General features: G+C 60.8%; 23 protein-coding genes. 13 read left to right on the top strand and 10 right to left on the bottom strand.

Annotated elements, in window-relative coordinates; all coding sequences use genetic code 11:
* Positions 1-25: 25 nt before the first annotated feature.
* Complete coding sequence (locus tag AC1Q6Y_RS21255) at positions 26-2,938, bottom strand: aminotransferase (RefSeq protein ID WP_492625107.1); 2,913 nt, start codon at positions 2,936-2,938, stop codon at positions 26-28.
* A gap of 191 nt (positions 2,939-3,129) precedes the next feature.
* Between AC1Q6Y_RS21255 and rfbC the strand changes: the two genes are divergently transcribed.
* The 4 genes from rfbC to AC1Q6Y_RS21275 all read left to right on the top strand — a co-directional run bounded on the left by rfbC (position 3,130) and on the right by AC1Q6Y_RS21275 (position 7,464).
* Positions 3,130-3,675: a dTDP-4-dehydrorhamnose 3,5-epimerase gene (gene rfbC, locus AC1Q6Y_RS21260; protein WP_489339571.1), complete on the top strand. Its 546-nt coding sequence runs from the start codon at positions 3,130-3,132 to the stop codon at positions 3,673-3,675.
* A 93-nt stretch (positions 3,676-3,768) separates the two neighbouring features.
* Positions 3,769-5,577, top strand: a complete 1,809-nt coding sequence (locus AC1Q6Y_RS21265; RefSeq protein ID WP_057716530.1) for a sensor histidine kinase — start codon at positions 3,769-3,771, stop codon at positions 5,575-5,577.
* Positions 5,574-6,968 carry a sigma-54-dependent transcriptional regulator gene (locus AC1Q6Y_RS21270; protein ID WP_090452545.1) on the top strand — a complete coding sequence of 465 codons (1,395 nt, stop codon included), beginning with the start codon at positions 5,574-5,576 and terminating at the stop codon, positions 6,966-6,968. The genes AC1Q6Y_RS21265 and AC1Q6Y_RS21270 overlap by 4 nt, the downstream gene beginning before the upstream one ends.
* A gap of 40 nt (positions 6,969-7,008) precedes the next feature.
* Positions 7,009-7,464 carry a YiiD C-terminal domain-containing protein gene (locus tag AC1Q6Y_RS21275; RefSeq protein ID WP_218495330.1) on the top strand — a complete coding sequence of 152 codons (456 nt, stop codon included), beginning with the start codon at positions 7,009-7,011 and terminating at the stop codon, positions 7,462-7,464.
* A 164-nt stretch (positions 7,465-7,628) separates the two neighbouring features.
* On the opposite strand, the gene cysQ is transcribed toward AC1Q6Y_RS21275, so the two are convergent.
* Both cysQ and nudE read right to left on the bottom strand, forming a co-directional pair.
* Complete coding sequence (gene cysQ / locus AC1Q6Y_RS21280) at positions 7,629-8,456, bottom strand: 3'(2'),5'-bisphosphate nucleotidase CysQ (protein ID WP_057712446.1); 828 nt, start codon at positions 8,454-8,456, stop codon at positions 7,629-7,631.
* A complete protein-coding gene (gene nudE / locus AC1Q6Y_RS21285; RefSeq protein ID WP_090452543.1) occupies positions 8,453-9,019 on the bottom strand; it encodes an ADP compounds hydrolase NudE in 567 nt (188 codons plus the stop codon). Before nudE ends, cysQ begins: the two co-directional genes overlap by 4 nt.
* Positions 9,020-9,107: 88 nt before the next feature.
* Between nudE and yrfG the strand changes: the two genes are divergently transcribed.
* The gene (gene yrfG, locus AC1Q6Y_RS21290) at positions 9,108-9,770 is read left to right on the top strand and encodes a GMP/IMP nucleotidase (RefSeq protein WP_057712448.1); all 663 of its coding nucleotides are present in this window, start codon (positions 9,108-9,110) and stop codon (positions 9,768-9,770) included.
* A 127-nt stretch (positions 9,771-9,897) separates the two neighbouring features.
* Here yrfG and lysM read toward each other — a convergent pair whose 3' ends face one another.
* Positions 9,898-10,338, bottom strand: coding sequence for a peptidoglycan-binding protein LysM (gene lysM / locus AC1Q6Y_RS21295; RefSeq protein ID WP_057712449.1), 441 nt, complete (start codon positions 10,336-10,338; stop codon positions 9,898-9,900).
* Between the two features lie 128 nt (positions 10,339-10,466).
* Between lysM and AC1Q6Y_RS21300 the strand changes: the two genes are divergently transcribed.
* The 4 genes from AC1Q6Y_RS21300 to AC1Q6Y_RS21315 all read left to right on the top strand — a co-directional run bounded on the left by AC1Q6Y_RS21300 (position 10,467) and on the right by AC1Q6Y_RS21315 (position 15,482).
* Entirely contained in the window at positions 10,467-11,354 is an 888-nt protein-coding gene (locus tag AC1Q6Y_RS21300) for a LysR family transcriptional regulator (RefSeq protein ID WP_057712450.1), read from the top strand.
* A 92-nt stretch (positions 11,355-11,446) separates the two neighbouring features.
* Positions 11,447-12,286, top strand: coding sequence for a formate dehydrogenase accessory sulfurtransferase FdhD (gene fdhD / locus AC1Q6Y_RS21305; protein ID WP_057712451.1), 840 nt, complete (start codon positions 11,447-11,449; stop codon positions 12,284-12,286).
* A complete protein-coding gene (locus tag AC1Q6Y_RS21310; RefSeq protein ID WP_492625108.1) occupies positions 12,283-14,631 on the top strand; it encodes an FdhF/YdeP family oxidoreductase in 2,349 nt (782 codons plus the stop codon). Before fdhD ends, AC1Q6Y_RS21310 begins: the two co-directional genes overlap by 4 nt.
* Before the next feature lie 359 nt (positions 14,632-14,990).
* On the top strand, positions 14,991-15,482 hold the full coding sequence (locus AC1Q6Y_RS21315) for a glycine zipper domain-containing protein (RefSeq protein WP_057712453.1): 492 nt from the start codon (positions 14,991-14,993) through the stop codon (positions 15,480-15,482).
* A 66-nt stretch (positions 15,483-15,548) separates the two neighbouring features.
* Here the strand turns inward: AC1Q6Y_RS21315 and AC1Q6Y_RS21320 are convergent, their stop codons facing one another.
* From AC1Q6Y_RS21320 to AC1Q6Y_RS21330, 3 genes are all read right to left on the bottom strand, one after another.
* The gene (locus tag AC1Q6Y_RS21320) at positions 15,549-15,971 is read right to left on the bottom strand and encodes an acyl-CoA thioesterase (RefSeq protein WP_007972849.1); all 423 of its coding nucleotides are present in this window, start codon (positions 15,969-15,971) and stop codon (positions 15,549-15,551) included.
* A gap of 175 nt (positions 15,972-16,146) precedes the next feature.
* Entirely contained in the window at positions 16,147-17,373 is a 1,227-nt protein-coding gene (locus tag AC1Q6Y_RS21325; RefSeq protein ID WP_492625109.1) for a 3-hydroxyacyl-CoA dehydrogenase, read from the bottom strand.
* A gap of 229 nt (positions 17,374-17,602) precedes the next feature.
* Entirely contained in the window at positions 17,603-19,537 is a 1,935-nt protein-coding gene (locus tag AC1Q6Y_RS21330) for a RecQ family ATP-dependent DNA helicase (protein WP_492625110.1), read from the bottom strand.
* Between the two features lie 448 nt (positions 19,538-19,985).
* On the opposite strand from AC1Q6Y_RS21330, the gene AC1Q6Y_RS21335 reads away from it, so the two are divergent.
* From AC1Q6Y_RS21335 to AC1Q6Y_RS21350, 4 genes are all read left to right on the top strand, one after another.
* Complete coding sequence (locus AC1Q6Y_RS21335) at positions 19,986-20,276, top strand: hypothetical protein (RefSeq protein WP_057712457.1); 291 nt, start codon at positions 19,986-19,988, stop codon at positions 20,274-20,276.
* A 40-nt stretch (positions 20,277-20,316) separates the two neighbouring features.
* Positions 20,317-20,508 (top strand): antitoxin PaaA2 family protein, encoded by a 192-nt coding sequence (locus AC1Q6Y_RS21340; protein WP_223508473.1) that lies wholly within the window; start codon positions 20,317-20,319, stop codon positions 20,506-20,508.
* 333 nt (positions 20,509-20,841) lie between these two features.
* Positions 20,842-21,138: a hypothetical protein gene (locus AC1Q6Y_RS21345; RefSeq protein ID WP_492625111.1), complete on the top strand. Its 297-nt coding sequence runs from the start codon at positions 20,842-20,844 to the stop codon at positions 21,136-21,138.
* A 290-nt stretch (positions 21,139-21,428) separates the two neighbouring features.
* A complete protein-coding gene (locus tag AC1Q6Y_RS21350; protein ID WP_492625112.1) occupies positions 21,429-21,782 on the top strand; it encodes a DUF1493 family protein in 354 nt (117 codons plus the stop codon).
* A 96-nt stretch (positions 21,783-21,878) separates the two neighbouring features.
* On the opposite strand, the gene AC1Q6Y_RS21355 is transcribed toward AC1Q6Y_RS21350, so the two are convergent.
* From AC1Q6Y_RS21355 to AC1Q6Y_RS21365, 3 genes are all read right to left on the bottom strand, one after another.
* Positions 21,879-23,420, bottom strand: a complete 1,542-nt coding sequence (locus AC1Q6Y_RS21355) for a phosphoenolpyruvate carboxykinase (protein ID WP_057712463.1) — start codon at positions 23,418-23,420, stop codon at positions 21,879-21,881.
* Positions 23,421-23,600: 180 nt separating this feature from the next.
* Entirely contained in the window at positions 23,601-24,503 is a 903-nt protein-coding gene (gene hslO, locus AC1Q6Y_RS21360) for an Hsp33 family molecular chaperone HslO (protein ID WP_090452522.1), read from the bottom strand.
* Between the two features lie 444 nt (positions 24,504-24,947).
* Positions 24,948-25,355 (bottom strand): RNA-binding S4 domain-containing protein, encoded by a 408-nt coding sequence (locus AC1Q6Y_RS21365; RefSeq protein WP_090452521.1) that lies wholly within the window; start codon positions 25,353-25,355, stop codon positions 24,948-24,950.
* Between the last annotated feature and the right edge of the window lie 210 nt (positions 25,356-25,565).

A 25,565-nucleotide genomic window follows, 5' to 3' on the forward strand; every position in this document is an offset into this window, starting at 1 on the left:
AGCTCGCTCCCACAGGGGGATGTGTTTACAGCCCTTCTGCGAGCACCTTCGACAGCATGTCCACGAAGAAATCCACGCTCTGGCGCGAAGTGACCATCGGCGGCTTGATCTTGAGGATGTTCAGGTAATCGCCGGTCGGTTGCATGAAGATCCCCAGCTCACGCAAGCGATCGCACAGTGCGGTGGTTTCTTCGGTGGCCGGCTCCAGGGTTTCACGGTTGCGGATCAACTCGACGCCCAGGTAGAAACCGGAACCGTGCACCGCGCCCACTAACGGATGAATATCGATCAACGCTTCGAGGCGCTTCTTGAAGTGCCCGCCAACGACCTGGGCGTTCTCCCAGAGTTTTTCCTCTTGCATCACATCCAGCACGGCCATGCCGACCTGGCAACTGACCGGGCTGCCGCCGGCGGAAGAGAAGAAATAACCCTCGGCCTCCAGCGCCTCGGCAATCTCCCGGCGGGTGATGACCGCGCCCAGTGGCTGGCCGTTGCCCATGCCCTTGGCCATGGTGATGATGTCCGGCACCACGCCCTGCTCTTCGAAGCCCCAGAAGAAATCGCCCATACGCCCGTAGCCGACCTGCACTTCATCGGCGATGCACACACCGCCCCTGGCCCGGACCATGGCATAGACTTGTTTCAAATAACCTGGTGGCAGCGAGATACCGCCGGCATTGCCGTACACCGGTTCGCAGATGAAACCGGCCAGTTGGCGTTTCTGCTCGGCGATTTTCGCCAGGTTGTGTTCGACGCTGCGCACATAATCCGGCGCACTGTCTGGGCCACGGAACTCACCGCGATAGGTGTTTGGCGCGGTCACCGGGTGCACCCAGTCCGGGCGGCTGCTCAAGGCCTTGGGATTGTCAGCGATCGAGGTCGACACCGAATCCGCGCCCACCGTCCAGCCGTGATAGGCCTCCAGCACGCTGAGCATGTCGCGACCGCCGCTGTAGGCCCACGCCAGGCGAATCGCCAGGTCATTGGCCTCGCTGCCGCTGTTGACCAGGAACACCCGGTCCATGCCGTCAGGGGACAGCTTCAGCAAACGTTCGGAGAACTCGGCCACGGCTGCGTAGTTGAAGCGCGAGTTGGTGTTGAGCAACGACCACTGGCGGCTGGCGACTGCCGCCATGCGTGGATGGCCGTGGCCCAATACCGCTACGTTGTTGAGCATGTCGAGGTAGGAGCGGCCCTGCATATCGATCAAATGGTTGCGCCAGCCGCGTTCGATGCGCGGTGGATCAACGTAATAGTGTTTTTGTGTGCGGGCGAAGCTGGCATCGCGCCGGGCCAGCAAGGTCGCTCCGTCGAGCTCTGTTTCGGCATCACAGGCCAGCCCCAGCAACGCGGCCGGCGACGGGCATAACGCTTGCCAGGCGGCGGCGCGCGATGGCGTGCAGAACAACGGCGCATCGATCGACGCGCCACGGCACAACTGCACGATCAATGGCCCGCTGACCGAACCCAGCACCTGGCCTTTGACCAGGGCCGCGCCGCTGTGCAGCGACGGCGTGACACCCCAAAGCCGCACACTCAGTTGCGGGCCATCCAGTTGCAGCACGCCCGCCGATGGCTGGTGCACTACCCCGGCAAACGGCGCTTCGACCGCCGTGCCCTGAGGCACACGCAACTCGACGTGCAACGGGCAGGTGTCCGGTTCAGCGGCGCTGTCCGGGCGGGTGTGGGACAGGCGATATTGCCCGTAACGACTGGCCGCCAGGCCATGTGCCGCGGCCGCTTCATCCAGCAGGCGCTGATCGACACCCTCGTGCTCCCAGTTCCCGGCCTCGAAATGCGGGCTGAGCACACCGAGGTCGATCAAGGCGAACTCACGCCCGACCAGGCTCGGTAACAGCGGCGCGAAACCTTCGCTGCCGATGGTGGGCAGGTTCTGGCCGACGGCGGTGAGGATCGCTGCTTCCATCAGCGCCAACGGCACCGACGTGGCCACACGGAATATTTCCCATTCATGGACAAGGTTGTCGCGGCTGTAGGCATTGCCCGGATCGATGCTGACCTGCTGTTCGCCGCTGAGCACCAACACCGCTGCGCGGGCGACGATCAGCGGCCACAACGCCAGCAGCTCTTCGTGTTGCAACGGGTTGACCGCGTGATACGCCTGGATTGCCGGCAAAATGCAGAACGGATCGCCCTCGCCATGATGCAGCAGCGCGGCACAGGTCACCGACAGATCGGTAATGCGCCAGGTGCGCACCAGGTCGCCGAAATCGATCACGCCTTGCAGCTGCCAATGGCGCTGCGCATCGCGCTGCCACACCACGTTGTCGTCGGTGATGTCCATGTGAATGGCCTGCACCGGCAGTTTGTCCTGCAGTGGCTGCAAATGCCGCTCGGCTTGCCCGGACGCTTCGACGATCAGTTTGCGCTGGGCTTCATCCTTGATCACCGGCAGCAAATGCGCGATCAGGGCGTGGGCATGGCGGGCGTCCCATTGCAGGGTTCGCACCAGCCCCGGATGGTCGAAATCCGCCAGGGCCAGGTCCATTTCTCCGCACAGGCGGCCGAAGCCGGACACCACCGTCGGGTTGAAATGGCCCAGGCTCGTCAGTGGCTGGCCTTCGATGTAGTCGAGCAAGCGAACGTGCACCGCCTGGCCACCCACGTCCAGCGACAGCAGGTCTGCACCGTTTTTCGCCGCGATAACACGCGGCACATTTACATCGGGGTGCTCGCCCAGATGCTTGAGCCCGGCGTGTTGCGCCTGAAGCTCCAGTACCGAGTAGTCGCCACGGCAGATTTTCAGGACGAAACGTCCCCGCTCGCTGTCGACGCGGTAGTTCAGGTCTTGCTGGCTGCCAAGGGCCTGCAACCTGCCGCTGAACCCGTAATATTCTTCCAGCAGCTCTAGCGCTTGCTCCGCAGACACCTGCGGGCTGGGCAAACTGGCGCGATGAATCAACGTGGCGAGCGGCATACAACAACCCCTGAAATTTTATTAGGCGCCTATATCGCCACTGGTTCGGGCGATACGCAACCCCCCAGGAACCGGTAATGGTCATTTGCAGGGGCTGGAACAGGCCGGTAGATTTTTACTTGAGCACTCGCCCCGGTCGGCGCTTTGCGCAAGAATGGCGGCCATTAAACGCACGATGCTGGAGAGCCGCCATGAATGTAGTGACCACCGACCTGCCCGGTGTTCTGATCCTCGAACCCAAGGTCTTTGGTGACGAACGTGGTTTCTTCTATGAGAGCTTCAACGCCAGGGCTTTCAAAGAGGCCACCGGACTGGACACTGAATTCGTTCAAGACAACCACTCCCGTTCGCAGAAGGGCGTGCTGCGCGGTCTGCATTACCAACTGGAAAATACCCAGGGAAAACTGGTTCGCGTCACGGTCGGTGAAGTGCTGGACGTCGCCGTAGACATCCGTCGCAGCTCACCGCACTTCGGTAAATGGGTCGCTGTGCGCCTGTCTGCCGACAATCATCGCCAACTCTGGGTTCCGGAAGGTTTCGCCCACGGGTTCGTGGTCTTGAGCGAGTTTGCCGAGTTCCTTTACAAAACCACCGACTACTACACGCCCTCTGCCGAGCGCAGCATTCGCTGGGACGACCCGGACCTGGCCATCGACTGGCAACTGCAAGGCACGCCGCAGCTGTCGGCGAAAGATCAGGCCGGGGTATTTTTCAAGAATGCCGACGTCTTTGCCTGAAAGGTCGGCTGAAGCCCGCCGATCAAGATGCAGCTGACCCAAGGCGGGCAAGCCTAGGCATAATGCGCCTGTACCCACAGGCGCATGCTGCTCATGAAACCGACCCTCCCTCCCAGACCCCGTTGGCGCAGCCTGGCCCTGCTGGCACTGTGCCTGGCGCCGCTGCTGTGGCCGCTGGAACATCTCGCCGAGCGTTACTACCGCAGCGAGCTGGCCAGTCAGAATCGTCAGACCCTCGACCTCTACGTCGCCAACCTGCTGGGTACCCTGCATCGCTATGAAGTGTTGCCGCAGATCCTCGGCGACCTGCCGGCCCTGCGCGCCGTGCTCGGCGCACCGGACGATGGCGTCACCCAAGGCAACGCCAACCGCCTGCTGAAAAACATCGCCGCCCAGACCGGTGCCGAAGTCATGTACCTGATGGACACCACCGGCAAGACCCTGGCCGCCTCCAACTGGGACAAACACGACAGTTTCGTCGGGCGCAATTTTTCCTTCCGGCCGTATTTCAGCGAAGCCATGGCCGGGCGGCTCGGGCGCTTTTTCGGCCTGGGCACGACCTCGGCCAAGCGCGGTTACTTCTTCGCCGCTGGCGTGCGCGACGGTGAAAAAATCGTTGGTGTGCTGGTGGTCAAGGTCGACCTCGACCACACCGAAAGCCTGTGGGGCAAAACCCCGGAACAACTGCTGCTGACCGACCACAACGGCGTCGTCATTCTCACCTCGCGACCGGAGTGGCGATTCCGCTCGACCCGCCCGTTGAGCGAGGAAGAAAGCAAGGCCATCACTGCGATCCAGCCCTATCCAACCCGCGATCCAAAACCGCTGAAGCTCAACCCGGACGCCTGGCTGACCCAGACCCAGCAGATCGCCGAAACCGGCTGGGACGTCAGCATCCTCGCCCCGCGCACCTTGATCGACCGCCCCGTACGTACGGTGGTGGCCATCGGTGGCGCAGCGCTGCTGGTGTTGATGCTGCTGCTTGGCCTGATGATGCAGCGCCGCCGCCATTACCTCGAGCGCATTGCTTTCGAAGCCAAGGCCCGCCGCGAACTGGAAGGCCGGGTTGCCGAGCGCACCAGCGATCTCGAAGGCCTGAACCGGCGCCTGAAACAGGAAGTGCTGGAACGCGAACAGGCCCAGCAGGAGCTGGTACGCGCCCAGGATGATCTGGTGCAGGCCGGCAAATTGTCGGCACTGGGCACCATGTCGGCGAGCATCAGCCACGAACTCAATCAGCCGCTGGCAGCGATTCGCAGCTACGCGGAAAACGCCGAAGTGTTGCTCGATCACCAGCGCACCGACGATGCCCGTGGCAACCTCAAGCTGATCAGCGAATTGACCGGTCGCATGGCCTCGATCATCGCCCACCTGCGCGCCTTTGCCCGGCGCGACCGGCATGCCCCGGAAAGCGTCGCCCTGCAACCGGCGCTGGACGATGCCCTGGCCTTGCTGGCCAAGCGTCGACGCAGCATGGAAGTCGAGCTGATCCGCGACTTGCCCGCCGCCACCCTGTGGGTCGAAGCCGGGGAAACCCGCCTGCGCCAGGTACTCGGCAATCTGCTGGCCAACGCCCTGGATGCCCTGACGGAAAAAGGCCCGCCACGTAAACTCTGGCTCAGTGCCCAATCCACGGCCGATGGCGTCAACCTGTACATTCGCGACAACGGCCCCGGCTTTTGCATGGAAGCCCTCGGGCGCGCCAGCGAGCCGTTCTACACCACCAAGACCCGTACCCAAGGCCTCGGTTTGGGGCTGGCGATTTGCGAAACCCTGATGCGCGCCTTCGGCGGTGAACTGTCGTTCGCCAACCACAAGGAGGGCGGCGCCCTGATTACCCTGAAGCTGCGCGCAGGCGCACCGGGCGTGAGCCTGCAACCGTCCGAGGACCGAAGTGCATGACCATCGACAACCGCATTCAGGTCGTGTTGATCGACGACGACCCTCATTTGCGCCAGGCCTTGAGCCAGACGCTGGATCTGGCCGGCCTGAAAATCCTGCCGCTGGCCGAAGCCAAGGGCCTGGCCGCGCAACTTGAACGTGATTGGCCAGGGGTGGTGGTCAGTGACATCCGCATGCCCGGCATGGACGGTCTTGAGCTGTTGACCGAACTGCACGCCCAGGACCCTGAGCTACCGGTGCTGTTGATCACCGGCCATGGCGATGTGCCGCTGGCGGTGCAGGCCATGCGCGCCGGAGCCTATGACTTTCTGGAGAAACCCTTCGCCAGCGACGCCCTGCTCGAAAGCGTGCGCCGCGCATTGGCCCTGCGCCAGCTGGTGCTGGACAACCGCAGCCTGCGATTGGCCTTGAGCGACCGCAACGAGCTGAGCACGCGGCTGGTTGGCCACTCACCTTCGATGCTGCGCCTGCGCGAGCAGATCGGTGCCCTGGCGGCAACCAGGGCCGACGTGCTGATCCTCGGCGAAACCGGCGCCGGCAAAGAAGTCGTGGCCCGGGCGCTGCACGATTTATCCAGCCGTCGCAACGGTCCGTTCGTGGCGATCAACGCCGGTGCACTGGCCGAATCAGTGGTCGAAAGCGAGTTGTTCGGCCACGAGCCCGGCGCCTTCACCGGCGCGCAGAAACGCCGCATCGGCAAGTTCGAATTCGCCAATGGCGGCACGCTGTTCCTCGATGAAATCGAAAGCATGAGCCTGGATGTGCAGGTCAAATTGCTGCGTTTGCTGCAAGAGCGGGTAGTCGAACGCCTGGGCGGCAATCAACTGATCCCGCTGGACATCCGCATCATCGCCGCCACCAAGGAAGACCTGCGCCAGGCAGCGGATCAAGGGCGTTTCCGTGCCGACCTGTATTACCGCCTGAACGTTGCGCCGCTGCGGATTCCACCGCTGCGCGAACGGGGCGAAGATGCGCTGATGCTGTTCCAGTATTTTGCCGATGAAGCCAGTGCCCGCCACGGCTTGCCGCCCCATGAACTGCAACCGGGGCAACGTGCCTTGCTGCTGCGCCACACCTGGCCCGGCAACGTGCGCGAGCTGCAAAATGCGGCCGAACGTTTTGCCCTCGGGCTGGAACTGGCCCTCGACAACAGCACGCCGGAAGGCAGCGCTGGCAACAGGGTCGAAGTCGTCGACGGCGGTTTGAGCGAGCAAGTGGAGAACTTCGAAAAAACACTCATCGCCGCCGAACTGGCACGTTCGCACAGCTCCGTGCGCAGCGTCGCCGAAGCCCTCGGCATTCCGCGCAAGACCCTGCACGACAAACTGCGCAAGCACGGTCTGAGTTTCGCCGACAGTGGCGCCTCGGCCCACCCTGACGATCTCGATTGAGCTACCGTCCAATCATCCACTTCAAGCAAGAGGCCCCTGAATGAGCCGCGACAGTCGACAACTGGAATCCATTCTCCATCACGACATTCCCCTCACCAGGGACATGGGCCTCAAAGTGCTCGACTGGCATGACCAGCAACTGCGTCTGCACTTGCCACTGGAAGCCAACGTCAACCACAAGAGCACCATGTTCGGCGGCAGCCTGTATTGCGGCGCGGTCCTGGCCGGTTGGGGCTGGCTGCATTTGCGCCTCAAGGAAGAAGGCATTACCGACGGGCACATCGTGATTCAGGAAGGGCAGATCAGCTATCCGCTGCCGGTGACGGGGGATGCCAACGCCATTTGCCAGGCGCCGGACCCGGTGATCTGGAAGAAATTCCTGACCACCTTCCAGCGATACAGCCGAGCTCGGTTGACGCTGCATACACGGGTGGTCAACGAAGGTCGTGATGAAGATGCGGTGAGGTTTGTCGGACAGTACGTGCTGCACCGATGAACCGGTTGACACAACACTTGTGGCGAGGGGGCTTGCCCCCGTTGGGCTGCGCAGCGGCCCCAAACCCGACCATTGCGCATTTTCAGCTAAATCTCTTTGCCTGATTGGCGACTGCTGTGCAGTCGAACGGGGGCAAGCCCCCTCGCCACAAAGTAAAGGTGAGCTCAGGACCGTGCCAATTCCAGCAGTTTCTCCCGCCAGGCCGCCTTCGCCGGCAATGCCAGGAAGAACGCATTCAACAGCGACGCCCGCGCCGGATAGCTGAACGGCTCGCCGCTCAATTCCAGCACTTCCCCGCCCGCACCTTCCAACACACCTTGCGCCGCCGCCGTGTCCCACTGGGAAGTCGGTGCCAGGCGCGGATAGCAATCCGCCGCCCCTTCGGCCAGCAGGCAAAACTTCAGCGAACTGCCGATATTGGCCAGTTGCAGCTCGCCAAGGCTGGCGCTCAACCCGGCCAGCAATCGCTCTTGCTCCGGACTCGAATGACGACGGCTGGCCACCACGGTGAACGACTCGCCGGGCGCTAACGCATCACGCACCTTGATCGCCACGGGCGTGCCACCTTTATCGCCACGCCAGGCGCCGAGTCCCGCACCACCGACGTAAAAACGCCCGTTGGTCGGCATCGACACCACACCGAACACCACCCGACCGTTTTCGATCAGGGCGATGTTGACGGTGAACTCTTCGCTGCCGCTGATGAACTCCTTGGTGCCATCCAGCGGATCGACCAGCCACCAGCGCTGCCATCCGGCCCGCACGTCTTGGGGAATGTTGGCGTCTTCCTCGGAAAGCACCGGGATGCTCGGATCAAGCGCCGTCAACCCGGCCAGAATCAAGTGGTGCGCAGCCAGGTCGGCAGCGGTCACCGGCGAGTCATCAGCCTTCGCCGTGACGGCCGTGCCTGTGCGCCAGAACGGCAGGATCGCCTCACCGGCCTGCAAGGCCAGCTCAATGACCGGCGCCATCAACGGATGCGGGAAATTCATGGCTGGAACGCTCCGCGCTGAGTCAACAGGTCTCGGGCCAGGTACAGCGCCGCCAAGGCGCGGCCTTCGGTAAATTGCGGGTTTTGCGCCAGCGCCGAGAGCTCACGCAGATTGACCCTGTCCACCCGCATCGGCTCTGGCTCGTCGCCTTCCAGACGCTCTTCGTAGAGGTCGGTAGCCAGCACTACCTGGATCTTCTGGCTCATGTAGCCGGGGGACAGCGACAACTCGGTCAGGTGCTCCAGTTGCCGCGCGCCAAAACCGGCCTCTTCCTTGAGCTCGCGCTCGGCCGCCGCCAGCACGTCTTCGCCCGGCTCGATCAAACCCTTGGGCAATGACATTTCATATTCATCCGTGCCGCCGCAATACTCCTCGACCAGCACCGCATGCTCGGCATCGAGCATCGCCACGATCATCACCGCGCCGTACCCGGCACCCTTGCCGACCAGGCGTTCATACGTGCGCTCCACGCCATTGGAAAAGCGCAGCTTCAGCTCTTCCACGCAGAACAATCGACTGGTGGCGACAATTTCGCGGGCGAGTATGGTGGGTTTCTGGCGCATGCAAAGCTCCTTGGCGTGAACGCGCTACTATAACGCGGCTTTCCCGATTGTTTACGCCAGAAATCTTTCTACTGCCCGAGACGTTGCCATGCCTTCATTACCCTGGTCCGACATCGATACCGTTCTGCTGGACATGGACGGCACGCTGCTGGACCTGCATTTCGACAACCACTTCTGGATGGAGCACCTGCCCCAGCGCTACGCCGAACTGCACGGGGTCAGCCGGGCCATGGCCGAGATGGAATTGCAGCCGTTGTTCGAGCGCAATGCCGGCCAGTTGCAGTGGTACTGCCTGGACTTCTGGAGCGCCGAACTGAAACTGTCGGTGCGCGACCTGAAACTGGAAACCGCGCATCTGATAGCCCTGCGCCCGGATGCCGACACCTTTCTGTCGGCGATCAAACGGGCCGGCAAGCGCGTGGTGCTGATCACCAATGCTCATCGGGACGCGCTGTCGTTGAAGCTGGAAAAAATCGAACTGGCGCCCTACTTCGAGCGTTTGATCAGCTCCCATGACTACGGCTTTCCCAAGGAAAATCCGCAGTTCTGGGATGCGCTGCAAGCCGATATCGATTTCGATCCGGCGCGCAGCCTGTTCATTGACGACACCCTGCCGATCCTGCGCAGTGCACGGGACTTTGGCGTGGCGCATTTGCTGGCAGTGCGAGAGCCGGATAGCCGCAAGGGACCGAAGGATACGGCGGAGTTCGCGGCGGTTGGGGATTATCGGGATTTGATTGCAGGGCTCTAGACCGAGTTGCCTGCTATCGCGAGCAAGCTCGCTCCCACAGGATCTGCGTCGTTCGCAACCTTCGTGATCGACTCAGATCCTGTGGGAGCGTGGCTTGCCCGCGATGGCCATCACGCGGTTTGACGACTTACTCAGGAATCCGCAATGACTGCCCCGGATAGATCTTGTCCGGGTGCGACAGCATCGGTTTGTTGGCTTCGAAAATCTTGTTGTACTTGTTGGCGTCGCCGTACACGCGCTTGGAAATCGCGCTGAGGGTGTCGCCCTTCACCACGGTGACAAACACTGCCGCCTTCACTACCGGTCCGGTCACGGTGATCTGATCATCCACGCTGCCCACCCCGGCGATGTTGCCCACCGCCAGCAGGATCTTTTCCTTCTCTTCCTGGCTGGCGACTTCACCGGTCACCGTGACCTTGTCGCCATCGACCGTCGCCTGCACATTCGGGTTGCCCAAGCCGACCTTGCTGATGTGCGCCTTCAACTGCTCACTGGCATTGGCGTTACCTGGCGTCAGCAAATCCAGCAATTTTTCGCCTGCTTCCTTCACAAAGCTCAAAAGACTCATGGTGCACTCTCCTTGGGTTTCGGGTTCCAGACATCAGAGCCTAGACCACGGTCGTCACCTACGAATCCAACCCGACCAATGACCCCGCTTGCGATAGAATCCGCACCTTCCCAACCCCTGGAGCGCAGATGGACATCAAGCAGCTGAAATTCCTCATCGCGCTCGACGAAACCCGCCATTTCGGCCAGGCCGCCGCACGCTGCCACATCACCCAGCCGACCCTGTCCATGCGCCTGCGCAGCCTCGAAGAAGAACTCGACCTGCCGCTGGTCAATCGCGGCCAACGCTTCGAAGGCTTCACCGCACCGGGCGAACGGGTGCTGGCCTGGGCGCGCACCGTACTGGCGGCCTATGACGGCTTGTACGCCGAGGCAGCCGCCTGTCGCGGCAATCTGGTCGGCACCTTGCGCCTGGGCGTAGTGCCGTTGTCGAGCTTCGATCCGCTGCCACTGATGCAACGCTTGCACGCCGAACACCCGAATCTGCGCTTCGAACTCTCGGCCCTGAGTTCCGAACAGATCCTCGAGCAACTGGCGAACAATCGCCTGGATCTGGGCGTGTCATACCTGGAACGCCTGGATGCCGAACACTTCGACTCCCTGGCCTTCAGCGAAACCCGCATGGGTCTGCTCTACGATCAACGCTTCTTCACCTTTGGCGAAGCGCCATTGAGTTGGGAATCGTTGATCGAACTGCCGCTGGGCATGCTCACCAGTGGCATGCACTTTCGCCAGTCCATCGACCACAACTTCCACAGCCGTGGCTTGACCCCGCAGCCGTTGTTGCAGACCGATGCCGTGCACCAACTGTTACAAGCCGTGCACGGCGGCTTGTGTTGCGCCGTGATGCCATTGGACGGCGGCCTCGAAGGCCTGACCGAGCATTTGCGCCTGCAGCCGATTGAAAACGCCCAGACTCTTGGCCGCCTGGGGCTGATCATGCGTCGCAGCGCACCGCGCTCGGCGCTGGCAGAAGCCTGTTTTGCCCTCTATCAGCAATCGCTGATTGGCGGTTGATCGACGGCATCTATCGGCAGATCAGTATTAGCGATTAGACGCGACAAGTTGCCGCGCCTAGTCTTAAAGCTGATCAAACCGTCGGTGATGCCATGAACACCAAGCGCCCTGCATGCGCGGCGCCTGCCCTCGAAACGCCCGCGCCCGCCGCAAGCCAGACGTACAGCTATAGCAATCTCGAATACTCCGAATCGGCCAGCACCGCGCTGGCAGAGGAAGTCGCGCTGGCGATTGCCTTCAACGGCATCAGCCAGGCGGTCATGCTGGTCACGCCCACGGACCTGGAAGATTTCATCGTCGGCTTCAGCCTGGGCAGCGGCATCATCCAGGACGCCACGGACATCTACGACCTGCAACTCAGCGGCTCGGGGTCGGCGCAATACGCGCAAGTGACCATCGCCAACCGCGCGTTCTGGAACCTCAAGCAGCAGCGCCGACAACTGGCAGGCACCAGCGGTTGCGGGTTGTGCGGCGTGGAAGCGGTCGAGCAGGCGTTGCCGGACCTTCAGGTATTGCCTGGCGCCCCGTTGCCGCCGATCGAATGGCTTGATGGCCTGCGCGAGCGCATCGGCGCCTTCCAGCCCTTGGGCCAGCATTGCGGCGCGGTGCATGCGGCAGTGTTCATGAACGACAAGGGTGAGTTGTTGCTGGGCCGCGAAGACATCGGCCGGCACAACGCCCTCGACAAACTGATCGGCGGATTGATCCGCCAGAAAATCCCCACCGCTGGCGGGCTGGCGATTGTCACCAGCCGCTGCAGCCTCGAATTGATCCAGAAAGTATTGCGCGCAGGCATCCAGACCCTGGTCAGCCTGTCGTCGCCCACGGGCCTTGCCGTGCAATGGGCCCGTCGCCACAACCTCAATCTCATCCATCTGCCACAGAAGAATGCGCCGCGGGTCTACAGCCCAACGTTGGAGAATCAAGCGTGAGTCAACACCGTCAAGCCGACCAGAAACCCGTCCCTCGCTTCAAGCCCTACAAAGGCCCGGCCGGTGGCTGGGGGGCACTGATCAGCGTGGCCCAGGCCTGGTTGACCAGCGACAACGCGCTGAAAAACCTGCGCATCATGCTCAAGACCAACCAGAACGGTGGCTTCGACTGCCCGGGTTGCGCCTGGGGCGATTCTCCGGAAAAGGGCATGGTGATGTTCTGCGAGAACGGCGCCAAGGCGGTGAACTGGGAAGCGACCAAACGCCGTGTCGATGCCAAATTCTTCGCCAAACACAGCGTCACTTCTCTGCTGGAACAAAGTGACTATTGGCTCGAATACCAGGGCCGCCTGACCGAGCCGATGAGCTACGACGCCGAGACTGATCGCTACAAGCCGATCAGTTGGGACGACGCATTCGCCCTGATCGCCAGGCATCTGAACGGCCTGTCGAGCCCCGATCAGGCCGAGTTCTACACCTCGGGCCGGGCGAGTAACGAAGCGGCGTACCTCTATCAGCTGTTCGTGCGCGCCTACGGCACCAACAACTTCCCCGACTGCTCGAACATGTGCCACGAGGCCAGCGGTGTCGCGTTGTCGCAAAGCGTCGGGGTCGGCAAAGGCACCGTGACCTTCGACGACTTCGAACACGCCGATGCAATTTTCGTCTGGGGTCAGAACCCCGGCACCAACCACCCACGGATGCTCGAACCACTGCGCGAAGCGGTGAAACGCGGCGCTCAAGTGGTGTGCATCAACCCGCTCAAGGAGCGGGGCCTGGAGCGCTTCCAGCATCCACAGCACCCGATCGAAATGCTGATAAACGGCTCCGAGCCGACCAACACTGCGTTCTTCCGCCCGGCCCTGGGCGGCGACATGGCGATCATGCGCGGCATGGCGAAATTCCTCCTGCTGTGGGAACGCGACGCACAGAAAACCGGTGTCCCGGCGGTGTTCGATCACGACTTCCTCAACGAGCACAGCGTCAACGTGCTGGATTACCTGGCCGTCATCGACGACACCCCGTGGGAGCAGATCGTCGAGCAGTCCGGCCTGAGCCTGGTAGAAATCGAGCAAGCGGCGCGCATGTACGTCAAGGGCAAGAACGTCATCATGTGCTGGGCCATGGGCATCACCCAGCATCGTCATTCGGTGGCGACCATCCAGGAAATCGCCAACCTGATGCTGCTGCGCGGCAACATCGGCCGGCCGGGTGCAGGCCTGTGCCCGGTGCGTGGCCACAGCAACGTGCAGGGTGACCGGACCATGGGCATCAACGAACGCCCTCCTGTCGCGTTCCTCGATGCCCTGGAGCGTCGCTTCCAGTTCAAGGTGCCACGCGGCAACGGCCACAACGTGGTCGAAGCGATTCATGCGATGGCTGAAGGCCGGGCTAAAGTCTTCATCGGCCTGGGCGGCAACTTCGCTCAGGCCACGCCGGACAGCGCGCGCACGTTCCAGGCCCTGCAAAACTGCGACCTGACCGTGCAGATCAGCACCAAGCTCAACCGCAGCCATTTGACCCATGGCAAGGACGCGCTGATCCTGCCGTGCCTGGGCCGCACCGACATCGATATCCAGACCCAAGGCCCGCAAGCGATAACCGTCGAAGACTCGTTCAGCATGGTCCACGCCTCCAATGGCCAGCTGCAGGCGCTGTCGAACCAGATGCGCTCGGAACCGGCGATCCTGGCCGGCATCGCCGCCGCAACCCTGGGCAGCCACCCGGTGGACTGGAACTGGCTGGTGGCCGACTACAGCCGCATCCGCGACCTGATTGCCGAGACCATTCCCGGCTTCAAGGACTTCAACGAGAAGATCAAAAACCCTGGCGGTTTCTACCTGGGCAACAGTGCCGGCGCACGCAAGTGGAACACCGCTTCGGGCCGGGCCAATTTCCGCTCGAACGCGCTGCCCAAAGACCTGGTGCACGAACGCACCCGCGCCACCGGAGTACTGCCGGACCTGATCATGCAATCGATGCGTTCCCACGATCAGTACAACACCACTATCTATGGCCTCAACGACCGTTATCGCGGCGTGAAGGGTCAGCGGGATGTGTTGTTCGTCAACGAAGCCGACCTCATTCGCCTGGGCTTCAAGCCGGGGCAAAAGGCGGACATCGTTTCGCTCTGGGACGATGGCGTTGAACGTCGGGTAAAAGGCTTCACGCTGCTGGCGTTTGATATCCCGGCCGGGCAAGCGGCTGCCTACTATCCGGAAGTGAACCCGTTGGTGCCGCTGGAAAGCACCGGCGATGACAGCCATACGCCGACGTCGAAATTCGTGGCGATCCGGTTGGAAGCGGCGAGTGAGACCGGGTTGATCATGGCCAGGTCGGCGTAATACGTTGTCTGAACTGGCCCCATCGCGAGCAAGCTCGCTCCCACATTTGATCTTCAGTGGACATAGCTTTTGTGTTCGACCTCGATCCACTGTGGGAGCGAGCCTGCTCGCGAAGGCGTCGGCCGATTCACCCTATGAACGACTCCGTTCGAATACTTTCCTTTCGCCCACAAAAAAGGCCGTTCTCTGATGAAAACGGCCTTTGCGAAGTAGTAAAAGACCGGCAAAAAAACGTTAAGTTCCGTCCAAAAAACAGTAACTTGCAATATTGTATACAAGTCGTGTTATTCGTCGGATTTCGATTGTCACGCCCATTCCAGAGCCTCAGGATCGCGCCGTCATCCCCTTGAGGTTCCTCCATGAAGTTCTCCTCGATTCTCTTGTTGTCCCTTGGCCTGGTCAGCGGTATCGCATCTGCTGGCGGCACCACCGAAGCCGGTGTAGGCGGCGCATTGGGCGGGGTTCTAGGCTCGGTCGTCGGTCAGTCGTTAGGCGGCAGCACAGGTTCCACCATCGGCGCGGCCCTGGGTGGCGCGGGTGGTAGCGCCGTCGGCGCAAACAAACACAGCCGTGGCGAAGCCGCCCTTGGCGGTGCGTTGGGCGCAGCAGGCGGTAACGTGGTCGGCCGCAGCATGGGCGGCACCACCGGCAGCTTGATCGGCGCTGCAGCAGGCGGCGGCGCCGGTGGCGCGCTGGGTAACTACATGGGCAAAGAGTACGATCATGATGACGACGACGATCGTCGTTCGTATCGCGGCCATGGTGATCGTCGTTACTACCGTGACGGCCATCCGGGCCGTGGTCATGCCTATGGCCATCGCAAGAAGCACCACAAGTACTACCGCGACTAAGGCCTCGAGCGCCTCGCTGGTAAGTACAACAAAAATCGCAGCCCATGGGCTGCGATTTTTTTTGCCTTACTGAACCACCAGACGCTCCAGCGCCCCGCGCAACCCTGCAGGAATCGCCACAGGTTGATTCGACGCACGATCGACAAACACATGCACGAAGCGCCCCGCCGCACAGGCCTCGTCTTCCCCTTGCTTGAACACGGCCAGTTCGTATTGCACCGAGCTGTTGCCCAACTTGCCCACCCGCAGACCGATCTCGATGCGGTCCGGGAAAGCAATGGAAGCAAAGTAATCACAGGAGGAGCTCACCACGAACCCCACCACCTCACCGTCATGGATATCCAGGCCGCCGACTTCGATCAGGTAAGTGTTCACCGCCGTATCGAAGAAGCTGTAGTAGGTAACGTTGTTGACGTGACCGTAAGCGTCGTTGTCGTGCCAGCGGGTGGTGATGGGCTGGAAGTGCGGATAGTCGGTGCGTTGGGGCATCAGTGTTGATTCCTGGAGTGGGTTCGCCAGTCTAAGGCGAAAACCGCGTTATCGTTCTTCGCGAGCAAGCCCGCTCCCACATTTGATCTTCGGTGAACACAGATTTTGCGTACGACCGATATCCAATGTGGGAGCGGGCTTGCTCGCGAAGGCGCCCTTGCAGGCGCCGCATCAATCACTTGTCAGCGAAGCCCTTGCCAGCCGCCGCCAGCTCCCCAATCACCCGCGCCGGACTCCAGTGATCACCCTGACGCGTCTCAAGGTCGATCAAGCGCCGGTGAATGTCCGCCAACCCTTGCTGATCCGCCCAGGCCATCGGCCCGCCCTTGTCCGCCGGGAAACCGTATCCGTTGAGGTAGACCAGATCGATATCGTGAGCCGACCCGGCGATGCCTTCCTGAAGGATCTTCGCGCCTTCGTTGACCAGTGCCAGCAAGCAGCGCTCGAGAATCTCCTCCGGGTCGATCACGCGACGGTGGAACCCCAACCTTTCGCTGACTTCCAGCACCAGCGCATCCACCTGCGGATCATGTTCGGCCTGGCGACTGCCCGGCTCATAGTGGTAATAGCCATTACCACTCTTCTGACCAAAGCGCCCCATCTCGCACAGTCGGTTATCCACCTGAACCTCTGGCGCGTCCTGCCCGACACCGGACAGTTGCCGGGCGCGCCATTGCAGGTCGACGCCCACCACGTCGAACATGCGGAACGGCCCCATGGCAAAACCGAAGGCTTGCAGCGCTGCGTCCACCTGGTAGGGATAAGCGCCTTCGAGCAGCATTTTTCGCGCTTCGAGCACATAGGTATTGAGCATGCGGTTGCCGATGAAACCGTCGCAATTGCCCGACACCACACTGACCTTGCCCATGCGTTGGCCGAGCGCCAGTGCCGCGTCGAGCACCGCTGGTGCAGTCTGCGCGCCACGGACGATTTCCAGCAGTTTCATGATATGCGCCGGGCTGAAGAAGTGCAGGCCCAGCACTTGCTGCGGCCGGCGTGTGACCGCGGCGATGGCATCGATGTCCAGCGCCGAAGTATTGCTGGCCAGAATCGCCTCAGGTTTGAGCAGGCCATCGAGCTCGCGGAAAATTTTCTGCTTGAGCTCAAGGTTTTCGTACACCGCTTCGATGACCAGGTCGACATCGCGGATGGCCACATAACCATCCGCCGCCGTAACGCGCGCGATACGGGCATCGGCTTCGCCCTGATCAATGCGGCCCTGACGCACGCTGTGGGCATAGGTGTCCGCCACGGTGGCCAGCGCTTGCTCCAGCATTTGCGGATTGTTGTCGACCCACTGCACGGCCACTCCGGCGTTGGCCAGGCACATGACAATGCCACGGCCCATGGTGCCCGCGCCGATGACGGCGGCGCGCTGAATATTCGACGGTGTCTGGCTCATGTTTTGTTCTCTTGTTGGCGATCCGAAGACAGCCACCACCATAGTCAGCCACCGGCTTTTTTTGAAATTTATTCCTGTGATGAGCAACATTCAGCGGATGGATGTAGCCCTGCCAGGCACTGAGTTCCCTGTGGGAGCGAGCTTGCTCGCGATGGCGGTGTGTCAGTCGCCATCAATGTTGAATGTGCCAGCCTCATCGCGAGCAAGCTCGCTCCCACAGGTTTTTGGTTCAGCCGGCAAGATGTTGCTCTGCCCAACTGCGCACCCCGGCATACGGATAATCTTCCAGCGCCGCAAACCCGAGAATCGACCGCGCCTTGAGCTTGGTGAACAACGGCACGCTGATCCCGCACAGAAACCGTGTTACGCGTTCAGCCGAGGGCACGTTGCCCGTGTGCTGCTCGTGCCTGTGGATAAAACCGCCACACAGCGCCTCGAAACTCTTATCCACAAGTGCCGGCAACTCCGGTGGTGCCGGTAGCCGCGCCACTTGCCCGTGACACACCGAACAATGTCCGCATTGCTGCGGGGCATTGTGGTCGCCGAAATACTCGGCCAGGCGATAACCCAGGCAACGGTCGGTGGCGAACAGATCCAGCATCGCGTGAATCCGCGCGATCTCGGTGCGCTCATGCCGAGTGAAATAGCCGTGCAGTTCCTCGCTCAACGCGACGTTGTCGAACCCGCTTTGCAGTACGCTGTAGACCTCGGTCATCTGCTTGCTTTCGAGCTCCACCCAACCTTTCTCCTGGAAGTAATCCAGCGCCTTGACCACCCGGCTGCGCTCGGCCTGATGCTGCTCGTACAGCGCCTCGAAATTCACCGTGGCCCAGGTCCGGGCGCGGCTGGAGGTCTGGATGATCGCAGCGACAAAATCCCTGCGCTCGCCTTCGAAACGCGCCAATAGCACCTCGGGCTCCTGCACATACTTGAAACGGTACTCGGCGTAGTACGCGTAGCGCGGGGCGATCAACCCGCGCAATTCGAGTTGCACCAGCAAGGTCTTGAGCGGCAACTGGCGAATATTGCTCTGGTCTGCCAACGGCCCCAGCAGAAACTCCCACTGCCCTTCGGTTGCGGCGGCATGCATCTCGTCAAGCACGCAACGGATGCCATCCAGCTCGGGTGTGTCGCCGTAGACGAAGTTCTCCAGCACGTTGAGGCTGTCGCGGTTGGCCAATACCAGGCAGTCCGACGGCTGCCCGTCACGCCCGGCGCGGCCGATTTCCTGGCTGTAGTTTTCGATGGATTTGGGCAGGTCGAAATGCACCACGTTGCGGATGTCGCTTTTGTCGATGCCCATGCCGAAAGCGATGGTGGCGACGATGCAATTGGATTGCCCGCCCATGAAGCGACGCTGGATCGCTTCCCGTTGCTCATGGGGCAACCCGGCGTGATAAGCCTCGGCCTGAATGCCGTTGCGGTTCAGGTGTTCGGCGATGTGCTCGGCGGTTTTCTGCAAAGTGACATAGACGATGCTCGGCTGGTCCGGACGCTGGCTCATCCATTCGACCAGGCGTCGGCGCTTGTCCACTCCGCGAACCGGTTCCACCAGCAAATTGAGGTTCGGGCGATAGAAACCGGTGGTCACCACATCGGCGGCGGCGATGGCGAATTTCGCCTGCATGTCGGCGATGACCTTGGGCGTCGCCGTTGCGGTCAACAGCAACACCTGCGGGATGTTGAACTGGCGTTGATAGTCGGGAAGCTTGAGGTAGTCCGGGCGAAAGTTATGCCCCCATTCGGAAATGCAGTGCGCCTCGTCCACCACCAGCAGCGAGATCGGTACTTGCTGTAAAAAATGCCGGAAGCGCTCGTTCTTCAGGCGCTCCACGGAGATCATCAAAATCTTCAGTTCGCCGGATTTTGCCCGGGCCATGACGTCGCTGGCGTCATCGCGGCTCTGGGCCGAATCGATACTGCCCGCCGAGATGCCGTGGCGTTGCAGGAACGCCAGTTGATCCTGCATCAACGCCAGCAAGGGTGAGACCACCAGCGTCAGGTGCGGCAGCAACAACGCCGGTAATTGGTAGCAAAGGGATTTGCCGGAACCGGTGGGGAAAATCGCTGCCGCCGAGCGCCCGGCCAGCACGGCACTGACGGCCGCCTCCTGACCGGGTCGAAATTGTGGATAACCGAAAACCTGTTCCAGGGTGTTGTGCATAAGCTGTCACTCCGTTGACTGCTGCGGAGTCAAAAGCCTGGCCGGCGATCGCAGCGAGTCGAGAAAAGGTCGGGGGCAAAAACGATACCGGATGATACAGCGGATGGCTGGAAGGGCTTGAGATCGCTTTCGCGAGCAGGCTCGCGAAGAGGCCAGCACACCCACCGCAAAACTCGAAATACCCGACAGCTTCCAAAGCCCTCTCTGCCGATACTTGCTAAACAGCGACTAATAACCCCGTAGGCATTTTTACCGGCAGCGGCTACGGCGCACAAACCTCCGAAAATGTGTAAGCCTTTTCCTCGGAACACGACAAATACCCTACAACGCCTGTCCATTTCAGCCATCTTGTCCTGCAACGCCAGGTCCTCCTATAGTTTCCGGCGCGGCTGAAAACAGTGTCTCGGCCTGCCGGGAACACTTGCCGATTTCGCACAGGACCCACTCGATGAAGAAAGCCGACACGCCGACAGCCCGCTATCACCCGCTCAAGAGCCGCTACAGCGAAACCCCAGTGCTGGTCATCGATACCGAGGCCGACCCCTACGAGATCCTCGACGCCGCCCGACAACGCATACGCGCCGCCAGCGACCTGCTCGAAACCCTTTATTGCACGTGTTTCAAACAGGCCGAAGCGAGCGACATCCCCAAGATCGTCGGCGCCCTGTACCTGCTGACCCAGGACGGCAACGACCTGCTCGACATCGCCCGGCAGCGCCTGCCGAAATTCACCGACTGAAGCCCCACCACAATCTCCTGTGGGAGCGAGCTTGCTCGCGATGAACGATAACGCGGTGAGCCTGATGAAAAACAAAATACCCGATACCCAAGAACCGCTCGAACAAGCAGCCTACGACGCATGGTTCAAAGCCCAAGTAAAAGCCGGCCTCGATGATCTCCGTCCCAGCATTCCAGATGAAGAAGCCAAACGCTTGATGGCAATCAAACGCGAAAAATTGCGCAGGCGATAAGTCCGTCAGCAACGCCCTATCAAAGCTTCGGCCCAGTCCTACAAAAGAAGACACCTTGTCGCCTATCGCATCTAACAACGAAATTTTACTGTCTCCCCATCGCTGCAAAATCAGCGATCAGGTTTGGTCACCTGAGAACAACGCACACATGTGTGCCATCATTCGCGCCGCGGACATCTATGTCCTCGTAGTGCATTGCTATGGCGGCTGTGTGCGGGACGCCTTCGGGCGAGCCGAGTTGTTGTTCTCGGTTGACCAAGCCTGCGCACAGTCCGCCTCCCATCGTTTGGTCACGGTGCTGGCGGTTTCTTAACAACAAACCGAGTAATTCATATGCAAACTCTGAATCCGTTTCCAAATCGCTACCGTCCACTCCAAACCAACCTCACCGATTCCCCGGCCCTGATCATCGACACAGAAGCCAACCCGCAAGACATCCTCGAAGCCGCCCTCCAACGCATCCGGGCCTCCAGCGAATTGCTGCAAACCCTGCACTGCCAATGCTTCAAACACGGCGACCTCGAAGACATCCCGCACATCACCCACGCCCTCTACTTGCTGACCCAGGACGGCTGCGACCTGCTCAAAGTCGCCCAACAACGCATGCTCAACTGGAAAGCTCCGGTCTGATCTTTAATGGAGATCGCTCCCACGCACTGCGCAGGAGCGATCAAGAAACAAGATTTGCTCCGTTGGAAACAAACCACTCAATGCCCTCATCGGATACAGAAGGAAACCATGAGCAGTTTTTTTGATGAGCTAATGGAAAGCGTGCAACAAATGAACGAGATCCTACGGGGTGAACGTCGGTCCTCCTTGCAAACTGAAAATGCTGAGCCGAGAGCAATCAACTCAGCCGGCCCTTCCTCTCAAGTCCGACGACCAATAAGATCCGTTAAGGACCAAACGGATCTCCCCCAATGAACCTCGCCTCCAACCTCCCCGACGACCACTTGATGCAGCAACTCATGCAACTGCTGCATGAGGAGCTTGGCTTCCCCGAGCGCAAAACCATTAGCCTCGGCACCTCGATCAATTTCGACCTGGGCTGCAACGGTGCAGACGCCCGGCATTTGATCGAAACCCTGGAAGACTACTTCGCCATCGATTTCGTGGATTTCGACAGTTATCGCTATTTCCAGCCCGACGGCTTTGACGTGAATCTAAAGCGAAAAGCCAAGGGTCGCGGCGAGAAGATGCCATTGACCATCGGCATGCTCTACCGGGCCATCAAGGCCCAACGCTGGGACACGGATGAGCTCGAAGGCCTGTAACGGCCCGACGCATTCTGACTTGCCCGCGAAACACTGAATTTTGCGCACAAAAAAGCCGCCCCGAGGGGCGGCTTTTTCATTAGCTCAATCCAGCACTTACAGCTTTGGACCAGCAGCCTTGATCGCGTCGCTCACTTCGAACTTCTTGAAGTTCTCGATGAACAGGCCGGCCAATGCTTTGGCGGCTTCGTCGTAGGCGGCTACGTCGGCCCAGGTGTTGCGTGGGTTCAGCAGGCCAGTCTCAACGCCCGGTACGGCCACTGGCACGTCGAGGTTGATGGTGTCCAGGTGCTCGGTCTCGGTACCGATCAGCGCGCCGCTCTGGATCGCTGCGATCACGGCACGAGTGGTCGGGATGTTGAAGCGTTTGCCGACGCCGTAGCCACCGCCGGTCCAGCCGGTGTTGACCAGGTAGACTTTGGAGCCGAAGCCGCGGATGCGCTTGATCAGCAACTCAGCGTATTCGCCGGCCGGACGCGGGAAGAACGGCGCGCCGAAGCAGGTGGAGAAGGTCGACTTGATGCCGCTGCCCGAACCCATTTCGGTCGAACCGACCAGGGCGGTGTAACCGGACAGGAAGTGGTAAGCCGCTTGCTCTTCGTTGAGGATCGACACTGGCGGCAGTACGCCGGTCAGGTCGCAGGTCAGGAAGATCACAGCGTTCGGCTCGCCACCGAGGTTCTTCTCGGAGCGCTTGGCAACGTGCTCCAGCGGGTAGGCGGCGCGGCTGTTCTGGGTCAGGCTGACATCGGCGTAGTCGGCATGCTTGGCGTCGTCGATAACGACGTTTTCCAATACCGCGCCGTGCTTGATGGCTTTCCAGATAACCGGCTCGTTCTTCTCGGACAGGTCGATGCACTTGGCATAGCAACCGCCTTCGATGTTGAACACCACGCCTTCGCCCCAGCCGTGCTCGTCGTCACCGATCAGGTAACGGCTTTCGTCGGCCGACAGGGTGGTTTTACCAGTGCCGGACAGACCGAAGAACAGGGTCACGTCGCCTTCTTCGCCGATGTTGGCGGCGCAGTGCATTGGCAGTACGTCGGCAGCCGGCAGCAGGAAGTTCTGCACCGAGAACATGGCTTTCTTCATTTCACCGGCGTAACGCATGCCGGCGATCAGCACTTTCTTCTGTGCGAAGTTGATGATCACGCAGCCGTCGGAGTTGGTGCCGTCACGCTCTGGCACGCACTCGAAGTTGGCAACGTTGAGGACCTGCCACTCGTCACGACCCGCCGGGTTGTACTGAGCCGGGTTGATGAACAGGCAACGGCCGAACAGGTTCTGCCAGGCAGTCTGGGTGGTCATCTTCACGGCCAGGTAGTGCTCGGAAGCCGCACCTACATGCACGTGGGAAACGAAATGCTCTTGCGCGTTGTTGAATGCCTCAACGCGAGCCCACAGGGCGTCGAACTTGTCGGCCGGGAACTTGCGGTTGATCGGGCCCCAGGCAATGGCAGCCTGGGTGCTTGGCTCTTCAACGATGAAACGGTCGACTGGCGAACGGCCGGTACGGTGACCGGTACGAACAACCAGTGCGCCGGTATCGGCAAGCTCGCCTTCACCGCGATTGAGGGCTTCTTTAACCAGATCATCAACACTCAGATCGGTGTACACGGCATTGTTGGCTTGCGTCATGAGGTTCCCCGTCGGCCAGTGGCCGAGTGCTCCAAACGTTTTTGTAGTAGAAAGTCGTGCACTACTACCGCGAAAAAAGTGGGCCGGATTATGCCAGAAAAGCCCAAAAAGAGTAGGCCCCTCCTGTCGTAACGGCGTTAATCCGGCGCAAGGCAGTGAATTTACCTGCGCTGAACCGTTTTAGTGACGGGTATCTGACGGCGTCTCGATACCCGCGCCTGCGAACAATTGAGTGACATCGGCCGCGTCAAACAGGTAGCGCTGGTTGCAGAACTGGCAATCGATTTCGATGTTGCCACCGTGTTCGTCCACCAATTGCTGCGCGTCCTCCATACCCAGACTGACCAGCGCATTGGCCGAACGTTCGCGCGAGCAACTGCAACGGAAGCGCAGCTTCTGCACATCGAACAGACGCACCTGCTCGTCGTGGTACAGGCGATGCAGCACGGTTTCGTTGTCCAGGCTCAACAGCTCATCAGCGGTCAGCGTACCGCCCAGGGTGGTGATGTGCTGCCAGCTGGCGGCGCGTTCGTCTTCGTCTTTCAAACGATCGGCCGGCAGTTGTTGCAGCAACAGGCCACGGGCACGACGACCATCGGCGTACAGCCAGAAACGCGTGCCGACTTGCTGGGACATGACGAAATAGTTGGTGAAGCATTCGGACAGGGTGGCGCCGTCGAGGTCGACGATGCCCTGGTAGCGCTGGCCCTGTTTCGGGTCGATGGTCAATGCCAGGACGCCTTCAGGCATCAGGTCGGCCAGGGTGGCATCGGCAGCGATGCGATCCGCGTCGTAACGGGCCAGGCCACGGATGTCGCGCTCGCTGGAGCACTCGATCATCAGCAGCGGGATCGGGCCTTCGGAGCGGGCTTGCAGAATCAGCAAGCCATCGAACTTCATCGTGCCGACCAGCAACGATGCGGCCGCCATCAGCTCGCCGAGCAGTTGCGCGACCGGCTGCGGGTAGGCGTGTTTGGCCAGGACTTCGGCGTAGCTGAGCTCCAACGAAACCAGCTCGCCACGGGTGTCGCTGTCATCGAAGATGAAGCGTTGTGTGAAGTCGTTATCCGCGTGATCGGTCATAGGTCTGGGTATCTGAAGTAGTGAAAATGGTTACAGGAAACAAGAAATTTACCTTGCGCGACCACTCGGGTGCGCAACGTTCAGCCATGAAAGGCATTTTATGAACAATCCGGGCCTGATCCAAGCAGGTGGAACAAGCGCTGATGGGTTCCGGGTCGTTTCCCGCCCTGCACTGCTGGCAATGTGGTTATGGCCTACAGATCAGAGACTGTGTGTGATTTTCGACGAGCGGCGATATCGTCCATGCGATGCACTGCTGGCGAAGCACAGATATGGATGCGCACCGGGTCAATTGCAAGTCTTGGCCTGAAGGCGCCGTGAAACCTGGCGAGTGTCGCGCACTCGACCGCGGGCAATCCACGCTCCCACAGAAATGACACAAACCCTTGTGGGAACGGGCTTGTCCGCGATAGCGGCCTGGCAGTCGCCCGAGAAATATCTGTATTAGTCGTCGTTACTGCTGCCACGAAACTTGAACAAATCCCGCCGCTGTTTCTTGCTTGGCTTACCGTCGGTGCTCACGCCCAGGGCTCCGGCCTTTCTTTGCGCTGCGGCCTCTTCGCGCTTGGCGATGCTGGCCAGGGTTTCGGCATACAAGGTTTGCGCCTCCGGTGCGCCGCGACGAACGATCGACAGTGCCAGGACTACCACCGTGCGCTCCTCGAAACCGGTGCGAATCACGAACTCATCGCCGATTCGTGGCTCTTTACCCGGCTTGCAGCGTTCACCCCGGCAATGCACCTTGCCGCTTTCAATCGCTGCCTTGGCCAGGGCGCGGGTTTTGTAGAATCGTGCAGCCCACAACCATTTATCGAGGCGGACTTTGTCGTCCTCTTCGTTTTTTTGTGCCATGGAATTTCCTCATTCTGAAATATTGGTGAACTGTACTACCGTTTCTGACGTACCAAGAATTTCACCGTCTCGGATTACAATGCTGACATTCCATAACCTCCTTGCGAGGCTGGAAATCCGGGCCGTAGATATCTGTCGCCTTTTAATCATTATTCTGCGTGAATACCGCGAATCCGGCCGCGTGCGGCCCGAGCGGTTTCTACCGGTTGA

It is taken from the genome of Pseudomonas sp. GW823-FHT06E10, assembly GCF_058794995.1.